The sequence below is a fragment of the Campylobacter sp. DY7 genome, from assembly GCF_057802535.1.
The window spans coordinates 1-19,822 of sequence record NZ_JBYJAU010000018.1; the positions used below are offsets into that span (position 1 = coordinate 1).

Here is a 19,822-nt window from a genome sequence, read left to right on the forward strand (position 1 = left end):
TAAAAAAATTAAAAATATTTAAAAAATGTAAAAAAGTTGTGGAAAAAAATATAGTAAAAATATGAAAAAATATAGAAAAAATATGAAAAAATGTGGAAAAAATATGGATAAAGTTTTTAAGTTATTTAGTGTGAGTTTGGGATAATAGATGGTTTGAAAGGGCTGGTGGTTGGGATTTAGTGTGTGGTTTGATTGGGTTTAGTAGGATTTATGGCTAGTTAGAAATTTATATGTGAAGTTTATAATATAAATAATTATGAAAAATCAAATTTATGTTTTAAATTCTTTTAGATAGTTTTATTTTTAGTGGTGTGGTTAGAAAAATGATTTATGTTTAAAGAATTTGGGATAGGAATTTAGATTAAACCTAACATTATCAAGGCCTTATTTCAAATTCTTTAATCACAAATCCTAATAATTCCCCTTTGCATTGTGATTTTATTTTCACTTTTTAATTCTTTTAATATTTTTGTTACAACTTCTCTTGAGCTACCGACAGCTCTTGCTAATTCTTCATGAGTGATTTTTAATTCATTATTGTTTGCATTATCCTTTATGTATCTTAAAACACGATTTGCAAGCGGCATAAAAGCAAAATCTTCTAAAAATCTCATAATTTCACTAAGTCTTTTTGAAACAATATCTAATTTTAATTGCTTAAATTCTAAATATTTCTCGCTTAATTCTTCTAAATCTTTGCTAGGAATTAGCCATACACTAGTGTTTTTTACAAACTCAATATTCACATCAAAACTAATATTGTTTAACACGCAAGAAGCAGACAATAAACAATATTCATCGTTTGATAAATTAAAAATATCAATCTTTCTAATGCCATTATCAATAAATATTTTGATACTTCCATCAATAATAAATATAAGCCCTTGGCATTGCCATAAATCATCGCCCTTTTTATAAGTCTTAAACAAGCCTTTTTCTAAACACTTTTTAATTAACTCATCATTTGTAAATATAGAATTTAAAAAATTTTCAACTTTCTTCATTGTAACTTTATCACATACATAATTTTTAAAAATATTTATACTTTATCAAAAACAAGGAATATTATGAGTTTAGATAGAAGAAATTTTTTAAAAATAGCAGGAATTGCTAGTGTAAGCAAGGTTTTTGCAAATACAAATCAAGAAAAAAAGGCAAAACTAATTGATTTAAGCCTTTGCGATGGTTGTGCTGAATTTAAAACACCTTTATGCGTAAGCGCTTGTAAAACAAAAAATAAAGATGTTTTTCCTAAACCAATAAGCAATATACCAAACTATTATCCACAAAAATTTTATGAAGATTATCAAGACAAAAAAGATGAGATAAATAGACTAAATCCTTATAATTTCATCTATGTTGAAAAATTAAACATAGATAATAAAAACATAAATATCCCAAGACATTGCATGCATTGTGATGAGCCAACTTGCCTTAAAATATGTCCGTTTGGAGCAATTAGCAAAGATAATTCAGCTGTTAAAATTAACCCTAATGTTTGTTTTGGTGGAGCAAAATGTAAAGATGTTTGCCCTTGGCACATACCACAAAGACAAGCAGGAGTTGGAGTTTATCTTAAAATAGCGCCCAAATTAGCAGGTGGTGGGGTTATGTATAAATGCGATTTATGTGCTGATATTAGCACGCCTGCTTGCGTGAGTGCTTGTCCTAAAAACGCAATGATATATGCAAATAAAGAAGAAATAAAATTACTAGCCTTAAAAAAAGCACAAGAATACAAAGAATTAGCCAAAGATAATGGCACATATATTTATGGAGATAAACAAAACGGAGGAACTGCTACTTTTTATGTATCGCCGATTTCGTTTGAAAAAATTCAAGAAGCAATAAGCAAAAAACACGCAAACAACACTCAAGGAATAGCACATATGAAAGTAGATGTAAATAACAAAATAACCAGTAATGACAAAATAATTAAAAGTGTTTTATTAAGCCCTATTGCAGGAGTTTTAGCAGGGGTTTTACTAAGGAAGAAAAATGAAAATTAAAAGACAAAGTATATTTAATCAAATAACTCATTTAGGAATAATGATTAGTGTTTTTGCATTGATTTTTAGTGGTATTTTGCAAATGCCTGTCGCAAAAAGATATATGATTTATAAACTACCTTTAATGTCGTGGAGTACGGATTATTATATTAGTTTGATGGTTCATTATATTTTTAGCATTAGCTTGATGTTTTTTGTGTTTTTACATATTACTTTTTATATTTTACGCAAAGATTTTTCAATGCTTCCAAAAAAAGGCGATATTAAAAAAAGCATAAAATTAATCTATGCAATAATTTTTAATAAAGAAGAAGAGCCTTGCGAAAAATATCTACCAGAGCAACGCCTTGCATATTTAGGACTTGTAATTATTATGGCTATTATAATAATCACAGGACTTATTAAAACTTATAAAAATTTAGCAGGGGTTTTGATTAGCGAAAACTCTTTATTTTTGATAGCATTACTACATAATATAGGAATGTTTTTAGTAATTTTTTGGATATTTATACATTTATTTGCTTTTGTTTTTAAGGCTAATAGAGCGCTTTTAGGTGCTATGTTTGGTGGAAAAGTTGATGCTAAATATGTATTAAAAAGGCATAAATTATGGCAAGAAGGTGTGAAAGCTGCTAAGAAAGTTTTAAAACTTTCTTAATCTTGCTTATAAAACATATAAACCAAATTCCTATTTTAAATTCCTTAAAAAATTCGTGGAATTTGAAATAGGAATTAGCTTTTATTATTTAATCTGTTATAAACAATAATAATCACAAATATACTTAACATAACGGCTAAATATTTTAATGGCTCTATAACGCCTTCACTACTTGCAAAATAACCATGTGCAAACTCTATAAAATAATGAATTATCAAAGGCATTGACAATAAAAATAAATAAATACTTCTAAGCCTTATGCAAACTGAAATTATAAGTAAAATCAAAAAAGAAACTAAAATATAAAAAATATCTATTAGCTCATAAAGAAGTAACGAGCAAGTAAGATATAAAATAATGCTAAAAAAATAATGCATATTTTCTTTAGCAATTACAAATAACAATATAGATATAAAAACAAACGCTACTAAACAAATAAAGAAAAGTTCATTAGATTGAGTAGCCAAACTTAGGGGATAAAGTATGCTAAAACAAATATGAATACATATTGCAAAGCCTAGAAAAAAATCTTTTAACACACAAACAGGATTAATTTTATCTTTATCAATTAATAAGTTAAATAAAATCACTATAAAAGATGGAATAAATACCACTAAAAAAATAATTTGAAGTCCTACAAAAGGAATTAATAAAAATATATCTTTATATACTGCTTTTTCACCTATAAATATACGAAATATTTTAGCAATATCATCAGGTTTTATAAGCAAGTATAAAGCAAAAAATAAATAATAATAAATATTTAATTTTTTAATAGAAAAAGAAAAAGCTATGAAAGATTTTTCATTTGATTTAATCTCACTTATTATCCAGTTTAAAAAAGTCTTCATAACTATCCTTTATTATAAATAAATTATTTTTTAGCAAATCTATCTTTCATTAAAGTTAAGTTTGCAAAAATTAGCAAATCCAAATAACGCTGAATAATAGAAAATACAAAAGATAAAATCAAAAAACTAAGAAAAAATACACAAATAGCTAAAATATCGTCACGCACAAAATCCCTAGCTATCAAAAAGGCAATGCTAAAACCTAAAGCACCAAAAATAAAACTTACTATCTCGCTAGTTTTTAATCTTGAGATTTTGCCTTTTAGAATATATGAAGCCTTACAATTAGGGCATTGTAAGGTATGAATGCCTAAGTCTTTTTTATAAGAAAATGATTTTAGCTTTGAAATATTATAAGAGCAAAGCTCGCATTCTTTATAAAACATTTTCATCTTTTTACAAGCTTTATGAAAAAATCTTTCAATTTATTTAATCTAGTTTTTTTAACTTCTAATTTCTCATTATCATCAATTAAGACAAATTTAGAAAATATAAATAAATTTAAATAATGTTCAAGCATACTAAGAAAAAGCCCAATACCTAGAAAAGATACAAGCCATACAAAGATTAAAAATACAACATTCTTACTCACAAAATCACTACACAAAAACACGCAAAAAAACGGAAGCAAAAACGCAGCCCATCCAAAAATCTCGCTAACAATAGCATATATCATCATAAAAGATATTTTAGGCTTTAATACATAAGAAGCCTTACAATTAGGACATTGCAAGGTGTAAATTCCTAAATCCTTTTTATAGCTATATAGTTTTAATTTTGAAATCTTACAAGAGCAAAGCTCACATTCTTTATAAAACATTTTCATCCTTTCTTGTATTGCAAAAACGCTCTTTATTTAATATTTTCACCGAATTCTCCTTTTAATTTATTTAAATAATTTTTATAAACATCATTGGAACAATCACTTATATAATTATCTAAATCAAGATAATAATTATCAACAAATAACCTAGTAAAAGAATCATAAATTCTATCAAGATTAGGGCTAAAATTTGAACTTAAATTATATAAAATTGTTACTGCATAGCTACAAGGTTTATAATAACCATAAATATCATAATTTATTAGCTTATCTTTGCTAAGTCTAGTTGGTAATTTTGAAGCTTCTTCTTCAAAGCGTTTTTCAAATTTTTTATAATCTTCATACAATTGCACTTCTTTATCAACTATCAATTTTACGCTTTTAAAAAACTTTCCATCTATCGTATAGTTTTGTTTTTCAATTGTGCTTAATAATAAGGTATTTGGTTTTTTAAGTTCTACTACTTCGTGCTTTGGATTTTGCTGTAAATTAAAATGACTTATTAATAATATTCCGTGAAAGGCAATCATTAAAAATGAGAAAAAATAAAATATAACTTTAATAAATTTTTGATTTTGTTTCATTACTAACCTATAAAACCACCAAATTAATAGTGAAAATACAACAGGTAGTAATAGTTGTAAAAGTGCAAATTCCACACCGATAACTTTACCAACAAGTTCAGCTCTTATAGTCAAATAAAAAAATAAAATATATAAAGCTATTATAAATCTAGGATAGAGCTTTAATCCTATAAAAAATGTAAGGGCAAAAAGCATAGGATAAGCAATAAAACCTCCATATGGTATAGGAATTAAAATACTAATAATCCCACCAGCTAAATCATGTAAATTATCTAAAAAATATGCTAGATATATTAAAAACTCATTCATATCCTACCTTTAAAATAAAGTTTATTTAATAATAACCTACACTAAATCAAACCAAAAATCTTAAGCAAAACAAAAGCCAGTCTAAAAACAACATAAATACAAGCTAACTGCAAACCAAATATAACAACTTTCATAAAAGGATTGTAGTATTTGTTAAAAAATCTAAAAGTTTTCAAACCACGCACACCGTATTTTTTATGTATTGATAATTGTTTTAAAAGTAGCTCTGTTTCTTTTATATGCTCCCTAAAAAACTCTTTCTCGCGTCTAAAAGCATCAAGCAAATCCTCATAATACCACGCATACCTGTGATAAAACTTCTTTGGTATATCATTTATCATAGTTATATTTTCATTTTTCATAATCTCACCACAAACTGCATGAACAAAATTATAACTAGGATTATCGCCTACTATAACGCGAACTGCGCCTGATGTCTCTTTTACAAAACGCCTTAAAATAGTTATATGCATAACCTCAAACTCAACACAAGCTTTGTATTCTTTTGTATCATGTAATTCTTTGTTTAAGCGAGAGCTAAACTCATCATAGATATTAACATGCTTAAACATATCGCTTTTTAAGGTTTTTAACAAACTTTGCTCATCTATATCAAAAACTCTCATAAAAGCATTTTTAAGACTTGTATTTGTATCAATATCCAAAAACTTTAAAGCGATAGTTTTATCAATACTTCTTGTATCTTTTATATCATTTACCCCTTCGCAAAAAATGGTGTATTTGTTAAAAACTCCAAGATATCTTAAGTCTAAATGCTTTGCTACATAATCAAAATACCTTGTATCGCCAGCGATATCTAAAATCTCGTTTGCTTCATCTAGCGATAGTTTTGTTCGCTCTAGCTTTTGTTTAGTTATCTCATCTAAAACATATACTTTTTCTCCGTAGCCTTTACAAGCTAACAAAGCATCTTTTACTACGCTAAAGATTTCATCTTTGCTAAGCGGTGATTTTTCCCTAATGTCTAAAACATTACATATATAATCATAACTTATTACATTAAAGCCTTCTTTGTTATCTTTAGTGGTAGCATCAAGCACTTTTATATCTAAAATCTCATAGATATAATCATACATCACGCCTTCAATCATCTCATAAAAATCATAATCTATCACAAGCTCTATAAAGGTATTCTGATACCACATCATATATACAGCCTTACTAAGATAAAAGTGGTTTAGCTCTGGATCTTCATAGTGATAGCACTCAAACAAAAAGCACTCTTTATCACTATCAAGTAAAATTTCTGTTCCTTCTGGGATAGTTTGATATCTTCTGTTATAAATGTTAAAGATTTTAGATAATTTGTATTTTTCATCAAGTTCTTTTGTAATTACTACATTTTTAAAAGCCATTTGCTTACCCCTTTTTTTAGCTCAAATTCTGATTTTAAATTCTTAAAACATCAATATATTAGCATAAAAAATAAGCCAAATATACCGCAATACAAAAGCAAATATATAAGAGTAAGTAATAAAAACTTAAAGCAATAAATAAAGTTTTCAATAAAATTATAAAGCTTGTGATTTTTATCCTTTGGTTTGTATTCTTTTAAGAGTTGTTTATAATAATAAAAACAAAAAATAAATTTTAAAAACAACTTAAATCTATATTTTTTATATGGATACGCTTCAACTAATAATGCTATTGCAAACACAATCATAGCGATAAAGAAATATTTCATTTTCGCTCCTAAACCAAATTCCTAATTCAAATTCTTTTAAAAATTCGTGGAATTTAAAATAGGAATTTCACGGCATTTATAAGCTAGAAAGTTCTTTAAGCAATCATCTAAATAAGGGCTTAGGGTATTTAAAACTCTTAAATGATAATCATTTAGCCACTTAATTTCATCAGTATTTAGCATATTTAAATCAATTAAACTAAGCTCAAATGGATACAAAGTAACTATATCAAATCTTAAAAAATCTCCGTATTCACTACTCATCGCAAACTCACTTATAGCAAGGTTTTCAAGCCTTATTCCGTATTTGTTAGCGTGATACAATCCTGGTTCTATTGATGTTAGCATTCCTCTTTTTACTCTTGTATGCTCGCTAGCATTTGCATTAAGTGATAATACTTGCGGACCTTCATGAACATTTAAAAAATACCCTACCCCATGACCCGTGCCATGCAAATAATCAAGCCCATACTGCCAAAGCTCTTTTCTAGCTATACTATCAAGTAATGGCATTTTGATATTTTCTGGATAAAGTATTTTTGAGATTGCAATATTTGCTTTTAGCACTAGGGTGTAATCTCTAATTTGCTCTTTGCTAGCTTTATTTATCTTAAAAACTCTAGTAATATCGGTAGTTCCACACTCATATTGTGCTCCACTATCAAGGAGTAATAAGCCATTTTCATTTAAGAATTTTGCATTGTTTTTCTTAGCTTTATAGTGAATTATGGCGGCGTTTTCATTGAATCCTGCAATAGTATCAAAAGAATTGCTTATAAAATAATCATTATCTGCTCTATAATTTGTCAAAACTTCATCAATCTTGCACTCATCAACGCTTGATAAATCAGTATTTTCAAGCCAGTGATTAAACTTACAAAGTGCGATGCCATCTAGCAAATGAGCGTATTTTAAATGCTTAATTTCATTAACGCTTTTACATGCTTTTTGCATTGTGCTTGGCAAAATCTCATTTATTATATTTGCTTTTATTTGGCTTATAATTTTTGCGTTAGTATTAAAAAAATCACAAATTATATTGCCTTTTAGCGTCTTTAAATCATCGTAAAATTCAAAATAATCTTTATAAATCAAATCTTCATCTTTAACAATTTCGCTTAATTTATTTTCATCAATATAAAAATAAGCCTTTGTTTTAGAAACAATCAAATAACTTAAAAAAACGGGATTGTATTCTACATCTTTTCCACGAAGATTTGTAAGATATGCAATATCACTAAGGCTTGAAATTACACAATAATCTATGTTTTTTTCGCTTAGTTCATTTTGCAATCTTTTTATTTTGTTAATGTTATCAACAAATTTAGGATTTTGATAAAATACTTTATCCTTTGGCAAAGTTCTTGAATGAAAATCATTGTAATTTATTGTAAAATCAACTATTTTTGCAACTTCGCTTAATTTTAAATAATTTGTATAAGAGATTGTTCTTAAGTCTAATAAAGCAGTTTTATTGTTAAAATTATCTTTAATATAGCTAATATAATCAGGGCTTTTTATTAGCTTAAAATCTTGTTTTAGCTCATTTTCGGCTTGTAAAAAATATCTACCATCAGTAAATAAAAATGCTTCGTTTTTACTAATTAGCAAAGTTCCTGCCGAACCACAAAAACCACTTAAAATTTCTTTAAGTTTAAAATACTCGTTAATATACTCACTTAGATGAAAATCTGCAGTAAAAATCAGCATAAAATCAGCGTTAAATTCATTTAAAATATTTCTTATTTTTGTAAGCATAGTTAATCCTTAATAATATCCTAAACATAAAGTATTTGTTAGTTTGATTTTTTTCTCAAATGGCTCAGGTGCGAAATAACAACATTTTTCAATATAAATATGAGAGTTTTTAGGGATATTTAATTTTTTGAAAAAGTCTTCTAAATCTATAAACTTTATCCCTGAAATTTCTACAAGTTTTATTATTTCTAATAGATTTGAATTATTATTTGGGTTTAAATGCGATGGAGCTAAATTACTCATAGAACAAAAAGCACTTGCTAAAACCAAACCGCTTAAATTAGAACATTCCGAAATCAAATTCTCATATTTTTTTGCGATAGTGCTTTTATCTAAAAATACAATTCTAGAATTAGGATATTGAGCGTATTTGATATTTTTCCAAAATTTATAAGCATTTTGTGAGATATTTGCTAATTCGTAAAGTTCTTTGTTGAGTATGTAGTTTTCTAAAGTTTGATTGTAAGGAAGTGTGATTTTATTCATAATATTTGAGTGCCGAAGCACTCAATAATTATACTAGCTCAATATAAGCCATTGTAGCCGCATCACCACGGCGAGTTCTTGTTTTAATAATTCTTGTATAGCCACCATTTCTTTCTTTATAGTTTGGTGCTATTTCTGTAACTAATTTATTTGTGCATTCTTTATCTTGTAAAGCTGCGAATACTGCTCTGTGAGCGTTAAAATCTCCAACTCTTGCACGAGTGATTAATTTCTCAATATAAGATCTTAATTCTTTAGCTTTTTCTAAAGTTGTTTCAATTTTACCATTTTTGATAATTGCAATACTTAAATTTTTTAATAAAGCTGCACGATGAGTGCTAGTGCGACCTAGCTTTCTGTATCCGTGTCCGTGTCTCATTTATTATCCTTTATTTCTTTTATTTTTTCAATAAGTTTATCTTTATAAGCCTCAACAGAGTTAGAACCTATTGGATAGCCTATTTCTTTCATAGCATTTAAAATTTCTTCTACTGATTTCTTACCAACATTCTTTAAATTATTTACATCGTTTTCGCTCATTAAAGCTAATTCGCCTATAAATTCAATGCCAGCTTTTTCTAAACCATTGTTACTTCTTACGCTTAAGCCAAGTTCTTTAACACTCTTAAGTAAAGCAGAGAAATCAAACTCTTCTGTATCTTCTTCGCCAATTAATCTTGGGCTTGTAGTTGCTATTTTGTTAAATACCATCATTTGTTGATACATAGCATCTAAAGCATTCTTAAACGCATCTTCAGGAGTTATTTGACCATCAGTTGTTATTTCAAATACAATTTTTTCATAGTCAGGATTATCTTCATGTAAAACCTTTTCTATTGAATAGTTTGCATTTCTAACTGGTGTAAAAAACGCATCAAGAGCTATAAAACTACTATCAGTTTTCTCTCTTAAATCTTCGCTTGCTACATAGCCAATACCTTTTTCAATAACTAATGTAAAATCTAACTCAGTATCTTCATTTATAGTAGCAATGTAGTTATCAGGATTTACAACTTCAATTACATTATTAGCTAAATCACTACCTTTAATTTCTCTTGGCCCTTTAAAGCTAAAGCTTACTTCTTCTCTTTTACTATCTTCGTTTTTAATCTTAAAACGCATATTTTTAATATTGATAATAAATAAAGAAATATCTTCTACCATACCTCTTTTGCTATCAAACTCATGACTTACGCCATCAATTTTAATAGCAGTTGCTGCATAGCCAATTGCACTAAGGCGTAAAAGCCTGTGCAGTGGATGTGCTAATGTAATGCCAAAACCAATTTCAAAAGGCCAAGCACTTATGCGTGCTTTGTTTTCGCCGATATTTTCAATAGTAAATTCATTTGGCATATGAGCTGTTGTAACTACTTTTCTCATGTGCTACTCCTTATTACTTAGAGTATAGCTCTACTATGAATCTTTCCTCAACAGGAATGACAACTTCTTCTCTCTCAGGTTTTCTTGTGAAAATTCCGTATTTTTTGTCTTTTTCAACATCTACCCACTCAACAATACCTGTTTGATTTGTAAGTTCTACTGCTCTTACGATTTGAGGATTGTTTTTGCTCTTCTCTACAACTTCAACTTTAGCACCTGGTAATACTCTATAACTTGGAATATCTACTCTTTTACCATTTACTAAAATATGTCCGTGAGTTACAAGTTGTCTTGCAAAACGGCGAGTTGTAGCAAATCCCATTCTATAAACTACGTTATCTAGTCTTTGCTCTAAGAATTGAATTAAAATAGCACCTGTGTTGCCATCTTTTCTTGCAGCTTCTTGGAATAATTTTCTAAATTGCTTTTCGCTTACACCATACATAAATTTAGCTTTTTGCTTTTCTCTTAATTGTAAGCCGTATTCGCTAATTTTACCTCTTCTTTGACCATGCTGACCTGGTGCATAAGGTCTTTTATCTAAAGCACTCTTACCAGCTAGTCTTCTTTCACCCTTCATTGCAAGGCTAACGCCTAATCTTCTTTCAATTTTCTCTACTGGTCCAGTATATCTTGCCATACTATTTTCTCCTATATTCCTATACTTATATTATACACGACGGCGTTTTGGTGGTCTGCAACCATTATGTGCTAATGGTGTAATGTCTTTTAAGAAAGTAACTTTAATACCTTCAACTGCACCAACACTCTTAACAGCAGTTTCTCTACCGCTACCAGGACCTTGAACACGAATACCTACTTCTTTAATTCCGTGTTCTTTAGCTTTATTTAAAGCATCTTCAACAGCTTGTTGTGCTGCGAATGGAGTTGATTTTTTAGAACCTTTAAAACCTAATCCACCTGCACTACTCCATGCTATCGCATTTCCCATTTCATCAGTAACTGTTACCATTGTATTGTTAAAAGTTGCACTAATATATACTACACCTTTTGCAATATTCTTTTTAACTAATTTTTTCTTAACTACTTTTCTCTTAGCCATTATCTATCCTTACGCTTTTGCACCAACGGTTTTTCTCTTACCCTTGCGAGTTCTAGCATTTGTCTTAGTCTTTTGACCACGCACTGGTAAACCTTTTCTATGTCTTAAACCACGATATGAACCTAAATCCATTAAAGCTTTAATGTCCATAGCAACTTGTTTTCTTAAATCACCCTCAACTAAATAATGTTCTTGGATTTCTTTACGAATTGTTGCTGCTTCATCTTCGCTTAGTTCATAAACACGCTTGTTTGGATCGATACCAACAGCAGCTAAAATTTTGCGTGAAGTAAATAAACCTATACCATAGATATAAGTTAAGCCATATTCAATTCTTTTTTTCTTTGGTAAATCAACACCTGCAATACGAGCCATACCTTATCCTTGTCTTTGTTTGTGTTTTGGATTTTCGCAAATAATACGAACAACGCCTTTTCTCATAACGACTTTACATTTGTCGCACATTTTCTTAACAGATGGTCTTACTTTCATCTTGTCTCCTAAAAAATAATTTGCTTTCCACTTTTTTACAATCTGCATTTTTAGGTATCACGAATTACCAACTAATATTTAAACGGTGGAAAATTCACTTAAATATTACTTCTTCACACAGATAAATTGCAAAAGTGCTGATGATATCACAACAAAATTAATATAAGTTTAAATATTAGATTTATTTGTATTTCCGAATTCAAATTCTAAAGATTTTTTAACAATTTAATATCAAGCTATAATTTAAAAAAGTATTTGTAAATTTTGAAAATTATTTAATTACGGATTTAAATTCCACTTGAAATTAACTTCCGTATTAATTAAAATATTTTAAATTTCTTTAATGCCTTAAATATTACATAAATTACTCCAGCAATAATAATCCATGGCAATAATGCAAGCAATAAAGAAAAAATACCGTTACTAAATAAAAAAGTTACTACTATTGTGGTAATTGCAATTAAAATAAGTTTTTTCAATACATCGTTTTTTGCATATTTTAATAACTCATTTATGTTAGTTGTGCCATATGTGGCATTTTTATGAAAAGCCTTTGCAAATTCACATTCTTTAAGACCAGCTAAATTATTTATTAAATTTTTCATTTATTCTCCTATATGTTTAATGCTAGTTTTTGAAGTAAGTTTATAAATAGTTATCATTTCATCGCCATATTGTGAAATCAATTTTTTTAAATTTGGTTCACAAATTCGCAATGTATTATGTGGTATTTTCCTAATTTTATTTATTATAAAATAAAAAGCAGCGATAATAACAAGGTTAACAAATGCAAAAGCAAAACCAATCTTAGGGATTAGACAAAGAACTATTAAAGAAGCACTAGATATTAAAACAATTTTACTTTTGTTATCTAAACTCTCTAAAGCACAATTTGCTTCGTAAATAGGTTGAGTAGTGCTTTGGCATTCATACACCACATTTGTTCTTTCTAAAATAGCATTTAAGTTTAGGCTTTCTCCATTAGGATTTAACTTGCCTATAATTGCTAAAGTGCCTTTTATTCTAAAATTATTATTTACTTTAGTTTCTGTATTTACTGTAGATGTAGAACTATAAGAATTAGAAAAACTACTTACCCTGCCTTTTGTATCAATAGTTCCTGAAGTTTCCATACTTTCAGTATAGTTATCTCTTACTATGTTTAAAACACAATTAAATCCTAAATAACTAGCTAAATTTTTTAAAGATTTTTCCGCATCTTCATAGTTAATGCTAGATTTTGCAGTTATTTCTATTTCACTCATATAAATTAAACCATATTGAGTAACATCATTATTATTTACTAATAAAACACCCTTAAACAAATCATATTTGTTTTCATTTTGATTTTCATTTATTGCTAAATCACTCATTTTATCTCCTTCGGAGTAATAATACCCCCCCCCAAAGATAAATGAATGGTAAATAAAATGAAAAAATAAATTAGAAGTTTAGCACCATAAAAAGTGCTAAATTATTTGTGTCTATAAGTAATGCGACCTTTATCAAGACTATAAGGAGTTAATTCCACTCTTACTCTATCTCCTGGCATAATCTTAATATAATGCATTCTCATTTTACCTGCAATGTGGCATAAAATTACATGCTTATTATCAAGCTCAACCTTAAAAGTAGCGTTAGGAAGTGCTTCAATAACTTCGCCATCAATTTCTATTACATCATCTTTAGCCATAATTTTCCTTTAAAAAAATGTAAAAAATCAATAATAACATAAAAAGTATTAAAAAACTAAATTTATTATTAAATAAAACAATTTAAAATTAAACTTTATTTCACACAAGGATAAAGTTATGAAAAGAAGAACATTTTTAACTTTATCGTCTGCAGTTGCAGCAAACACTTTACTAAGTGCGAATGAAACCACTTCAATAAATTGTAATCAAGCAACAAAAGACGATAGTAAAGAATACTCAGTATGTTTAAAGCATAATCTAAATGAATTAGGCGAAGTTAGCAAAATCTGGCTTCCATTACCAAAGTCACGCCCCTATCAATACCTTACAAGCGATATTATAAATAGTGGTAATTACAATGAAATTTACTTAAGTGATTTTGAAACAAATAGTTTATATGCAAGTTTTTCTAATGTAAAAGCTGAGTTGATTACAAAATTTAATATTAAAACTCACGATAGAATTACTGATTTTTCAAAAGTTAATTTTAACGAAAACGAAAAGCTAGACGAAAGCATAGCAAAATACTTAAAGCCAAGCGAACATATTTTCACTAGCGGAATAGTAAAAGAATATGCTCTAAACATTACAAAAGGAATAAAAGGTGATTTAGAAAAAGCAAGAGCGATTTATAATTGGGTAGCGCTTAATTTTACTCGTGATGAAAGCGTAATTGGATGTGGAATTGGCGATGCTAAAGCTATTTTAGAAAGTAAAAAGCTTTATGGAAAATGCACTGATATTAGCTCGGTATTCGTAGCACTTTTAAGAAGTGTAAATATACCTGCTAGAGAATGCTTTGGAATTCGTTTGGGCGAAAGTAGATTTTACGCTGCAATGGGTAGTAAAGAAAACATCACAAAAGCTCAACATTGTAGAGCGGAATTTTATCTAAAAGGCTATGGCTGGATTCCATGCGATCCTGCTGATGTAGCTAAGGTTAAATTATCACTCAAACTAGATAATAACGATAGCCAAATACAAAAATTAATAGAATTTCAATTCGGAAATTGGGAAATGTGTTGGTGCGAATTTAACACGCAAAGAGATTTTGTGCTAACTCCACGCCCAGCTCAAGCACCACTTAATAATTTTGGCTATGTATATGCTGAAGTTGATTCAAATACACTAGATTATTATTCGCCTAGCGAATTTGTTTATGAATACACTTCAAAACAAATATGAAAAAATATTTAATTTCAATATTTTTATTAGCTATTAGCTCTAGCCTTTGTTGTGTTGGAGCTATTAGCTTTTTAATATTTGGAGTAAGCCTTGTTAATTTTGATTTTTTAGCACCTTTTAGAATTTATTTAGGTATTGCTACTTGCGTGCTTTACTTTATATTTTTATACAAAAAGCTAAACAAAAACAATAAAACAAAACTATTTGTAATAGGAATAATTTTATTATTAATTGTATTTTATCCTGAAATTATAGGAGCAATGATTTGAAAAAATTAATATTTTTAAGCTTATTTTTTAGCATTTTAAATGCCTATGAATACACACTAGAAGTTCCTAAAATGCATTGTCCATTATGCACTGCAATTGTAAGAAAGGCACTACTAAAAATTGATGGCGTAACAAAAGTAAATGTGAGTTTAGATACAAAAAATGCAATAATTAAAAGCGATAAAGAACTTAATGAAAGCATGATAAATCAAGCCCTTTTTGACACGGGCTATCAAGGAATACTTAAATAAGCTCCTATTTCAAAAAGAATTTGAAATAGGAATTAAGAATTAGTTTTTATAAGGAACTAATTTTATATTAGTTTTAAGTAGCTCGTTCATTCCGCCGTCAAGATTTAAAATATCATTAAAGCCGTTTTTTTCAAGCATTTTAGCAGCTGCTAAACTTCTTTTACCGCTTCTGCACATAATGGCAATTTTGCTATCTTTAGAGTAGTTTTTCGCTACCTCATCTATAAATTCAGCATTTATAGTGCCATCTTCTTTTAAAAATGTGATTAATTTAGCACCATCTACTACACCTGTTGCAGCGTATTCGCTAGGCATTCTAACATCAATTAAAGTATAATCTTTATTAGAAAAATCATACTCGCTAATATTTATAGTAACAATATCAGCATTTAAAAACGAAAATAAACCTAAACTTAATAATAACTTTTTCATATTAGTCCTTTAAAGTATTAAATATTCTATCTCCAGCATCGCCTAAACCTGGAACAATATAGCCTTTTTCATTAAGCCCTTTATCAAGACAAGCAGTAATTAAAGCTACATCAGGGTGAACTGCTTTCATCTTATCTCTTGCCTCAGGTGCTGCAATAATACTTGCAAAAATTATCTTTTTTACACCTATTGATTTTAATCTATTTACTGCTGCAATCGCACTTCCACCCGTTGCAAACATAGGGTCAATTATAATTGCAGTTTTATTTTGCATATCTTGTGGATATTTTTCAAAGAAAAACTCAGGCTCAAGCGTTTCTTCATTGCGTTGAATTCCTAAAAATCCCACACTAGCTTTACCTAATAAATCAAGTGCAATATCACTCATACCCAAAGCTGCTCTTAAAATAGGAACAATTACAATATCATCACTTATTACATCGCATTCGCAAGGCATTAACGGAGTTTGAACTACTACTTTTTCAGTTGCTAAAAACTCACAAGCCTCATAAATCACAAAACCACTAAGCTTTTTGATATGCTCACGAAAATCCCTGCAAGATGTGTTTTTATCCCTAATTTTAGCTAGATAAGTTGAAACTAAAGTATTTTTAATTACCTTCATTTAAAAGCCTTTCAAAATATGCTTTCTCATCAAAATCTTTCACTAAAGCTATTCCTTCATCAACTGCAGCCTTTGCAACTGCTGTGCTAACATAAGCTTTTACCCTATCATCAAAAGGTTTTGGAATTATTAAATCTTTTCCATATTTTAAATCTTTGCCATATAATTTTTTTGTTTTTTCACTAACTTCAAGTCTTCCTAATTCGCTTAAAGCTCTTACAGCAGCAATTTTCATAGCCATAGAAATCTTTCTAGCTCTAACATCTAAAGCTCCACGGAAAATATACGGAAAGCCTAAAACATTGTTAATTTGGTTATCATAATCGCTTCTTCCTGTTGCAATAATTACATCAGGGCGAACCTTTTTCGCAAGCTCAGGTAAAATCTCAGGGTCAGGATTTGCTAAAGCAAATACGATAGGATCTTTTGCCATAGTTTTTAGCATTTCTTCGCTTAAAGCTCCTGCTTTGCTAAGTCCTAAGAAAACATCAGCTCCTTTAATAACTTCGGCTAAAGTATCTTCATCACATTCTCTTACGAATTCTAATTTATGCTCGTTTAAATCAGTTCTTTTTGTATTGCAAACGCCTTTTGAATCTACTAAGAAAATCTTATTAACACCTAAAGTTTTGTATATTTTAGCACTTGCAATTCCTGCTGCACCTGCTCCACAAACAACTACTTTTAAATCTTCTAGCTTTTTACCTATTAAATCACAAGCATTTATAAGACCTGCAGCACTAATAATTGCAGTTCCGTGCTGATCGTCATGCATTACAGGAATTCCTAAATCTTGAAGTCTTGTTTCAATTTCAAAACATTTAGGAGCTGCTATATCTTCAAGATTTATTCCGCCAAAACTAGGAGCAATCGCTTTAACTGCTGCTATTATTTCTTCGGTATCTTGAGTGCTAAGCTCAATATCATAAGCATCAACGCCTGCAAATTTTTTAAACAAACACGCCTTGCCTTCCATAACAGGCTTACCTGCAATACCACCGATATTGCCAAGACCTAAAACAGCCGAACCATCGCTAATAACTGCTACTAAATTACCTTTACTAGTGTATTTATAAGCTAAATCCGCATCACGAGCAATCTCTTCACATGGATATGCAACCCCTGGAGAATACGCCAAACTTAAGCTTTCGTATTCTTTCATAGGCGTTTTTATCGCCGTTGCTAACTTACCACCTAAGTGATACTCTAATGCTCTTTCTTTTAAATTATTCATACAATCTCCTTTAAAAATTTATTAAATCTTGCCTTTATTTCTTCATTTCCTAAAAATTCCATCATAGCATAAATGCTAGGACTTACAGTAGTTCCTGTTAATGCTAATCTTATTAATTGAGCTATGTCTTTTAGCTTAGCGTTATTGTTTTCTAAAAATTCTTTAATTCCTAATTCAAATTCCGCTTCAGTTTTTGCATCTTTAAACTCATTTACAAACTTAGCAAATAATGCTTTGCTATTCTCATTTACAAATTTTGCAACTCCGCTTTCTTCATAAGCGCTAGGAGCATTTACTATAATCTTTGCACTATTAATTAATTCTATTAAAGTCTTTGCTCTTTCTCTTAACATAGTTAATAAAAACGAGTAATTTTTAATACTTGAAAAGTCAAATCCTAAGTCTTTACAAGCATTCACTAATCTTTCATCGCTTAAAGTCTTTATATAATGAGCGTTTATCCATTCTAGCTTTTGTGCGTTATATGTACTTGCACCTTTGCTAACATTATCAAAAGTAAAGCAATCTAGCATTTCTTGCATAGAAAAAATCTCTTGGTCTTTATTAGAAAAGCCAAGTCTAAGTAAGAAATTAAGCAATGCTTCAGGTAAATACCCCATAGCTTTGTATTCCATAACATCGGTTGCTCCGTGTCTTTTACTAAGCTTTTTGCCATCTTCTCCATTTATCATTGCTAAATGATAAAAATTAGGAACTTTAAAGCCTAGAGCTTCATATATAATTATTTGCTTAGGAGTATTAGAAAGGTGATCATCTCCACGAATTACATCAGTTACACCCATTAAAGCATCATCAACAACTACAACGAAATTATAAGTAGGTGTGCCATCAGCACGAGCAATTACAAAATCATCTAAAATATCAGCAGCATTAAATCTTATTTCGCCTTTTACACCATCATTTACAATAATTTCTCCATCAAGTGGTGCTTTAATTCTAACAACAGGTTTAATTCCTGCTGGTGGCTCTCCTTTAAAATCTCTATATCTTCCATCATATTTAGGGCGTTCTTTTCTAGCTTCTTGCTCTGCTCTTAGCGAGTTTAATTCGTCTTCACTCATATAACAATAATAAGCATTTCCGTTATCAAGTAATTTTTGAATGTATTCTTTATAAATATCCATTCTTTTACTTTGATATGTGATTTCTCCATCAACTTTTAAATCAACCCATTTAAACGCTTCTAAAATAGCCTTTGTTGCCTCTTCGCTATTTCTTGCCATATCTGTATCTTCAATACGAAGAATAAACTTACCATTATTTCTTTTAGCATAAAGATAAGAAAAAAGTGCAGTTCTAAGCCCACCAATGTGTAAAAACCCCGTTGGAGAGGGTGCAAATCTAGTAACTATCATTATTATTAGCCTTTTGTGAATTTTTTGTAGTTATAATCACTTAAAATCACTTAAAGGTAAATAATGAGAAAAATTTTATATGTGCTAATTATTAGTGCATTTTTAAAAGCAAATCCTATTGCTTCAATAATTGCTAGCGTAAATAATGAACCTATTACAAACATTGATATATTAGAAGTTTCACAATATATGAATATAGACCAAAACGAAGCTTTAAAACTTTTAATTCAAAATAAAATATGCACTTCACTTGCTAAAAATTTTAAATTAGGAGTAAATCAAATAGAAATAAACGAAGAATTATCAAAAATAGCAGCAGCAAATAATGTAAGTTTAGACACTTTCATAGAACATAATCAAGATAAGATAAAAATCTTAAGTGATAATATAAAAGATGAGATTTTAAAAAGAAAATTATTTGATTTAATAGCACAAAATTATATGAAAGATGTAAGTGATGATGAAATTATAAGATTTTATAACCTAAATAAGGATAAAATGAACGGCGCATCTTATGAAATGGCAAAAGAACAAATAAAAAATTATTTAATAAATAAAAACGCTCAAGAGTCAGTTCGTAATTATATGGAAAAAGAAGAAGCAAAGGCGTCAATAAAAATGTTTAGGTAGGGTAA

The 19,822-nt window shown here is 28.8% G+C and carries 28 protein-coding genes; 6 read left to right on the top strand and 22 right to left on the bottom strand.

Features of this window, described 5'->3' with window-relative positions; genetic code table 11:
• Positions 1 to 398 precede the first annotated feature (398 nt).
• Positions 399 to 1,004, bottom strand: a complete 606-nt coding sequence (locus AC1B00_RS08590) for a Crp/Fnr family transcriptional regulator (protein ID WP_239817803.1) — start codon at positions 1,002 to 1,004, stop codon at positions 399 to 401.
• A gap of 63 nt (positions 1,005 to 1,067) precedes the next feature.
• On the opposite strand from AC1B00_RS08590, the gene AC1B00_RS08595 reads away from it, so the two are divergent.
• Entirely contained in the window at positions 1,068 to 2,009 is a 942-nt protein-coding gene (locus tag AC1B00_RS08595; RefSeq protein WP_488849291.1) for a 4Fe-4S dicluster domain-containing protein, read from the top strand.
• A complete protein-coding gene (locus tag AC1B00_RS08600; protein WP_488849292.1) occupies positions 1,999 to 2,667 on the top strand; it encodes a cytochrome b/b6 domain-containing protein in 669 nt (222 codons plus the stop codon). The genes AC1B00_RS08595 and AC1B00_RS08600 overlap by 11 nt, the downstream gene beginning before the upstream one ends.
• 74 nt (positions 2,668 to 2,741) lie before the next feature.
• On the opposite strand, the gene AC1B00_RS08605 is transcribed toward AC1B00_RS08600, so the two are convergent.
• The 17 genes from AC1B00_RS08605 to infA all read right to left on the bottom strand — a co-directional run bounded on the left by AC1B00_RS08605 (position 2,742) and on the right by infA (position 13,814).
• Positions 2,742 to 3,518 (bottom strand): hypothetical protein, encoded by a 777-nt coding sequence (locus AC1B00_RS08605; RefSeq protein ID WP_488849294.1) that lies wholly within the window; start codon positions 3,516 to 3,518, stop codon positions 2,742 to 2,744.
• Between the two features lie 23 nt (positions 3,519 to 3,541).
• Entirely contained in the window at positions 3,542 to 3,904 is a 363-nt protein-coding gene (locus tag AC1B00_RS08610; protein ID WP_488849296.1) for a hypothetical protein, read from the bottom strand.
• Between the two features lie 2 nt (positions 3,905 to 3,906).
• Positions 3,907 to 4,338 carry a hypothetical protein gene (locus tag AC1B00_RS08615; protein WP_488849297.1) on the bottom strand — a complete coding sequence of 144 codons (432 nt, stop codon included), beginning with the start codon at positions 4,336 to 4,338 and terminating at the stop codon, positions 3,907 to 3,909.
• A 32-nt stretch (positions 4,339 to 4,370) separates the two neighbouring features.
• Positions 4,371 to 5,234: a hypothetical protein gene (locus AC1B00_RS08620; RefSeq protein ID WP_488849298.1), complete on the bottom strand. Its 864-nt coding sequence runs from the start codon at positions 5,232 to 5,234 to the stop codon at positions 4,371 to 4,373.
• Between the two features lie 41 nt (positions 5,235 to 5,275).
• The gene (locus AC1B00_RS08625; RefSeq protein ID WP_488849299.1) at positions 5,276 to 6,610 is read right to left on the bottom strand and encodes a hypothetical protein; all 1,335 of its coding nucleotides are present in this window, start codon (positions 6,608 to 6,610) and stop codon (positions 5,276 to 5,278) included.
• Positions 6,611 to 6,660: 50 nt separating this feature from the next.
• A complete protein-coding gene (locus tag AC1B00_RS08630; protein ID WP_488849300.1) occupies positions 6,661 to 6,939 on the bottom strand; it encodes a hypothetical protein in 279 nt (92 codons plus the stop codon).
• Positions 6,940 to 6,975: 36 nt separating this feature from the next.
• Entirely contained in the window at positions 6,976 to 8,697 is a 1,722-nt protein-coding gene (locus AC1B00_RS08635) for an aminopeptidase P family protein (protein ID WP_488849301.1), read from the bottom strand.
• A 9-nt stretch (positions 8,698 to 8,706) separates the two neighbouring features.
• On the bottom strand, positions 8,707 to 9,183 hold the full coding sequence (gene cheQ, locus AC1B00_RS08640; RefSeq protein WP_336611623.1) for a cheVAW transcriptional regulator CheQ: 477 nt from the start codon (positions 9,181 to 9,183) through the stop codon (positions 8,707 to 8,709).
• A gap of 28 nt (positions 9,184 to 9,211) precedes the next feature.
• On the bottom strand, positions 9,212 to 9,562 hold the full coding sequence (gene rplQ / locus AC1B00_RS08645) for a 50S ribosomal protein L17 (RefSeq protein WP_239817791.1): 351 nt from the start codon (positions 9,560 to 9,562) through the stop codon (positions 9,212 to 9,214).
• The gene (locus AC1B00_RS08650) at positions 9,559 to 10,566 is read right to left on the bottom strand and encodes a DNA-directed RNA polymerase subunit alpha (RefSeq protein ID WP_239817790.1); all 1,008 of its coding nucleotides are present in this window, start codon (positions 10,564 to 10,566) and stop codon (positions 9,559 to 9,561) included. The genes rplQ and AC1B00_RS08650 overlap by 4 nt, the downstream gene beginning before the upstream one ends.
• 13 nt (positions 10,567 to 10,579) lie before the next feature.
• Complete coding sequence (gene rpsD, locus AC1B00_RS08655) at positions 10,580 to 11,206, bottom strand: 30S ribosomal protein S4 (RefSeq protein WP_239817789.1); 627 nt, start codon at positions 11,204 to 11,206, stop codon at positions 10,580 to 10,582.
• 30 nt (positions 11,207 to 11,236) lie between these two features.
• Complete coding sequence (gene rpsK, locus AC1B00_RS08660) at positions 11,237 to 11,629, bottom strand: 30S ribosomal protein S11 (RefSeq protein ID WP_239817788.1); 393 nt, start codon at positions 11,627 to 11,629, stop codon at positions 11,237 to 11,239.
• A gap of 9 nt (positions 11,630 to 11,638) precedes the next feature.
• A complete protein-coding gene (gene rpsM, locus AC1B00_RS08665; RefSeq protein ID WP_239817787.1) occupies positions 11,639 to 12,004 on the bottom strand; it encodes a 30S ribosomal protein S13 in 366 nt (121 codons plus the stop codon).
• A 3-nt stretch (positions 12,005 to 12,007) separates the two neighbouring features.
• Positions 12,008 to 12,121: a 50S ribosomal protein L36 gene (gene rpmJ / locus AC1B00_RS08670; RefSeq protein ID WP_214117768.1), complete on the bottom strand. Its 114-nt coding sequence runs from the start codon at positions 12,119 to 12,121 to the stop codon at positions 12,008 to 12,010.
• A 320-nt stretch (positions 12,122 to 12,441) separates the two neighbouring features.
• Positions 12,442 to 12,726, bottom strand: a complete 285-nt coding sequence (locus AC1B00_RS08675; protein ID WP_488849302.1) for a hypothetical protein — start codon at positions 12,724 to 12,726, stop codon at positions 12,442 to 12,444.
• On the bottom strand, positions 12,727 to 13,494 hold the full coding sequence (locus tag AC1B00_RS08680; RefSeq protein ID WP_488849303.1) for a hypothetical protein: 768 nt from the start codon (positions 13,492 to 13,494) through the stop codon (positions 12,727 to 12,729).
• Positions 13,495 to 13,595: 101 nt separating this feature from the next.
• The gene (gene infA, locus AC1B00_RS08685) at positions 13,596 to 13,814 is read right to left on the bottom strand and encodes a translation initiation factor IF-1 (protein WP_214117771.1); all 219 of its coding nucleotides are present in this window, start codon (positions 13,812 to 13,814) and stop codon (positions 13,596 to 13,598) included.
• Positions 13,815 to 13,932: 118 nt separating this feature from the next.
• On the opposite strand from infA, the gene AC1B00_RS08690 reads away from it, so the two are divergent.
• The 3 genes from AC1B00_RS08690 to AC1B00_RS08700 are packed head-to-tail and all read left to right on the top strand — an operon-like array spanning position 13,933 to position 15,520.
• A complete protein-coding gene (locus AC1B00_RS08690; RefSeq protein ID WP_488849305.1) occupies positions 13,933 to 15,000 on the top strand; it encodes a transglutaminase-like domain-containing protein in 1,068 nt (355 codons plus the stop codon).
• On the top strand, positions 14,997 to 15,269 hold the full coding sequence (locus AC1B00_RS08695) for a hypothetical protein (protein ID WP_488849306.1): 273 nt from the start codon (positions 14,997 to 14,999) through the stop codon (positions 15,267 to 15,269). The genes AC1B00_RS08690 and AC1B00_RS08695 overlap by 4 nt, the downstream gene beginning before the upstream one ends.
• Positions 15,266 to 15,520 (top strand): heavy-metal-associated domain-containing protein, encoded by a 255-nt coding sequence (locus tag AC1B00_RS08700; RefSeq protein WP_239817782.1) that lies wholly within the window; start codon positions 15,266 to 15,268, stop codon positions 15,518 to 15,520. The genes AC1B00_RS08695 and AC1B00_RS08700 overlap by 4 nt, the downstream gene beginning before the upstream one ends.
• A gap of 39 nt (positions 15,521 to 15,559) precedes the next feature.
• On the opposite strand, the gene AC1B00_RS08705 is transcribed toward AC1B00_RS08700, so the two are convergent.
• From AC1B00_RS08705 to gltX, 4 genes are read right to left on the bottom strand one after another with little or no spacing between them, the layout of a single operon-like run.
• Positions 15,560 to 15,952 carry a rhodanese-like domain-containing protein gene (locus AC1B00_RS08705; protein WP_488849307.1) on the bottom strand — a complete coding sequence of 131 codons (393 nt, stop codon included), beginning with the start codon at positions 15,950 to 15,952 and terminating at the stop codon, positions 15,560 to 15,562.
• Between the two features lies 1 nt (position 15,953).
• A complete protein-coding gene (gene upp, locus AC1B00_RS08710; RefSeq protein ID WP_239817780.1) occupies positions 15,954 to 16,577 on the bottom strand; it encodes a uracil phosphoribosyltransferase in 624 nt (207 codons plus the stop codon).
• Complete coding sequence (locus AC1B00_RS08715; RefSeq protein ID WP_488849308.1) at positions 16,564 to 17,811, bottom strand: malic enzyme-like NAD(P)-binding protein; 1,248 nt, start codon at positions 17,809 to 17,811, stop codon at positions 16,564 to 16,566. The genes upp and AC1B00_RS08715 overlap by 14 nt, the downstream gene beginning before the upstream one ends.
• Positions 17,808 to 19,187, bottom strand: a complete 1,380-nt coding sequence (gltX, locus tag AC1B00_RS08720) for a glutamate--tRNA ligase (protein WP_488849309.1) — start codon at positions 19,185 to 19,187, stop codon at positions 17,808 to 17,810. The genes AC1B00_RS08715 and gltX overlap by 4 nt, the downstream gene beginning before the upstream one ends.
• A 63-nt stretch (positions 19,188 to 19,250) precedes the next feature.
• On the opposite strand from gltX, the gene AC1B00_RS08725 reads away from it, so the two are divergent.
• Positions 19,251 to 19,817 (top strand): hypothetical protein, encoded by a 567-nt coding sequence (locus AC1B00_RS08725; protein WP_239817777.1) that lies wholly within the window; start codon positions 19,251 to 19,253, stop codon positions 19,815 to 19,817.
• Positions 19,818 to 19,822: the final 5 nt, after the last annotated feature.

Excerpts from the sequence above, each read along its gene's own strand:
- AC1B00_RS08695 (WP_488849306.1), top strand. The coding sequence starts at position 14,997 with ATGAAAAAATATTTAATTTCAATATTTTTATTAGCTATTAGCTCTAGC.
- AC1B00_RS08705 (WP_488849307.1), bottom strand. The coding sequence starts at position 15,952 with ATGAAAAAGTTATTATTAAGTTTAGGTTTATTTTCGTTTTTAAATGCT.
- AC1B00_RS08615 (WP_488849297.1), bottom strand. The coding sequence starts at position 4,338 with ATGTTTTATAAAGAATGTGAGCTTTGCTCTTGTAAGATTTCAAAATTA.
- rplQ (WP_239817791.1), bottom strand. The coding sequence starts at position 9,562 with ATGAGACACGGACACGGATACAGAAAGCTAGGTCGCACTAGCACTCAT.
- AC1B00_RS08590 (WP_239817803.1), bottom strand. The coding sequence starts at position 1,004 with ATGAAGAAAGTTGAAAATTTTTTAAATTCTATATTTACAAATGATGAG.
- cheQ (WP_336611623.1), bottom strand. The coding sequence starts at position 9,183 with ATGAATAAAATCACACTTCCTTACAATCAAACTTTAGAAAACTACATA.
- rpsD (WP_239817789.1), bottom strand. The coding sequence starts at position 11,206 with ATGGCAAGATATACTGGACCAGTAGAGAAAATTGAAAGAAGATTAGGC.
- rpsK (WP_239817788.1), bottom strand. The coding sequence starts at position 11,629 with ATGGCTAAGAGAAAAGTAGTTAAGAAAAAATTAGTTAAAAAGAATATT.
- AC1B00_RS08600 (WP_488849292.1), top strand. The coding sequence starts at position 1,999 with ATGAAAATTAAAAGACAAAGTATATTTAATCAAATAACTCATTTAGGA.
- AC1B00_RS08610 (WP_488849296.1), bottom strand. The coding sequence starts at position 3,904 with ATGTTTTATAAAGAATGCGAGCTTTGCTCTTATAATATTTCAAAGCTA.
- AC1B00_RS08635 (WP_488849301.1), bottom strand. The coding sequence starts at position 8,697 with ATGCTTACAAAAATAAGAAATATTTTAAATGAATTTAACGCTGATTTT.
- gltX (WP_488849309.1), bottom strand. The coding sequence starts at position 19,187 with ATGATAGTTACTAGATTTGCACCCTCTCCAACGGGGTTTTTACACATT.
- AC1B00_RS08680 (WP_488849303.1), bottom strand. The coding sequence starts at position 13,494 with ATGAGTGATTTAGCAATAAATGAAAATCAAAATGAAAACAAATATGAT.
- AC1B00_RS08620 (WP_488849298.1), bottom strand. The coding sequence starts at position 5,234 with ATGAATGAGTTTTTAATATATCTAGCATATTTTTTAGATAATTTACAT.
- infA (WP_214117771.1), bottom strand. The coding sequence starts at position 13,814 with ATGGCTAAAGATGATGTAATAGAAATTGATGGCGAAGTTATTGAAGCA.
- upp (WP_239817780.1), bottom strand. The coding sequence starts at position 16,577 with ATGAAGGTAATTAAAAATACTTTAGTTTCAACTTATCTAGCTAAAATT.
- rpsM (WP_239817787.1), bottom strand. The coding sequence starts at position 12,004 with ATGGCTCGTATTGCAGGTGTTGATTTACCAAAGAAAAAAAGAATTGAA.
- AC1B00_RS08625 (WP_488849299.1), bottom strand. The coding sequence starts at position 6,610 with ATGGCTTTTAAAAATGTAGTAATTACAAAAGAACTTGATGAAAAATAC.
- AC1B00_RS08715 (WP_488849308.1), bottom strand. The coding sequence starts at position 17,811 with ATGAATAATTTAAAAGAAAGAGCATTAGAGTATCACTTAGGTGGTAAG.
- AC1B00_RS08630 (WP_488849300.1), bottom strand. The coding sequence starts at position 6,939 with ATGAAATATTTCTTTATCGCTATGATTGTGTTTGCAATAGCATTATTA.
- AC1B00_RS08725 (WP_239817777.1), top strand. The coding sequence starts at position 19,251 with ATGAGAAAAATTTTATATGTGCTAATTATTAGTGCATTTTTAAAAGCA.
- rpmJ (WP_214117768.1), bottom strand. The coding sequence starts at position 12,121 with ATGAAAGTAAGACCATCTGTTAAGAAAATGTGCGACAAATGTAAAGTC.
- AC1B00_RS08690 (WP_488849305.1), top strand. The coding sequence starts at position 13,933 with ATGAAAAGAAGAACATTTTTAACTTTATCGTCTGCAGTTGCAGCAAAC.
- AC1B00_RS08605 (WP_488849294.1), bottom strand. The coding sequence starts at position 3,518 with ATGAAGACTTTTTTAAACTGGATAATAAGTGAGATTAAATCAAATGAA.
- AC1B00_RS08595 (WP_488849291.1), top strand. The coding sequence starts at position 1,068 with ATGAGTTTAGATAGAAGAAATTTTTTAAAAATAGCAGGAATTGCTAGT.
- AC1B00_RS08650 (WP_239817790.1), bottom strand. The coding sequence starts at position 10,566 with ATGAGAAAAGTAGTTACAACAGCTCATATGCCAAATGAATTTACTATT.
- AC1B00_RS08675 (WP_488849302.1), bottom strand. The coding sequence starts at position 12,726 with ATGAAAAATTTAATAAATAATTTAGCTGGTCTTAAAGAATGTGAATTT.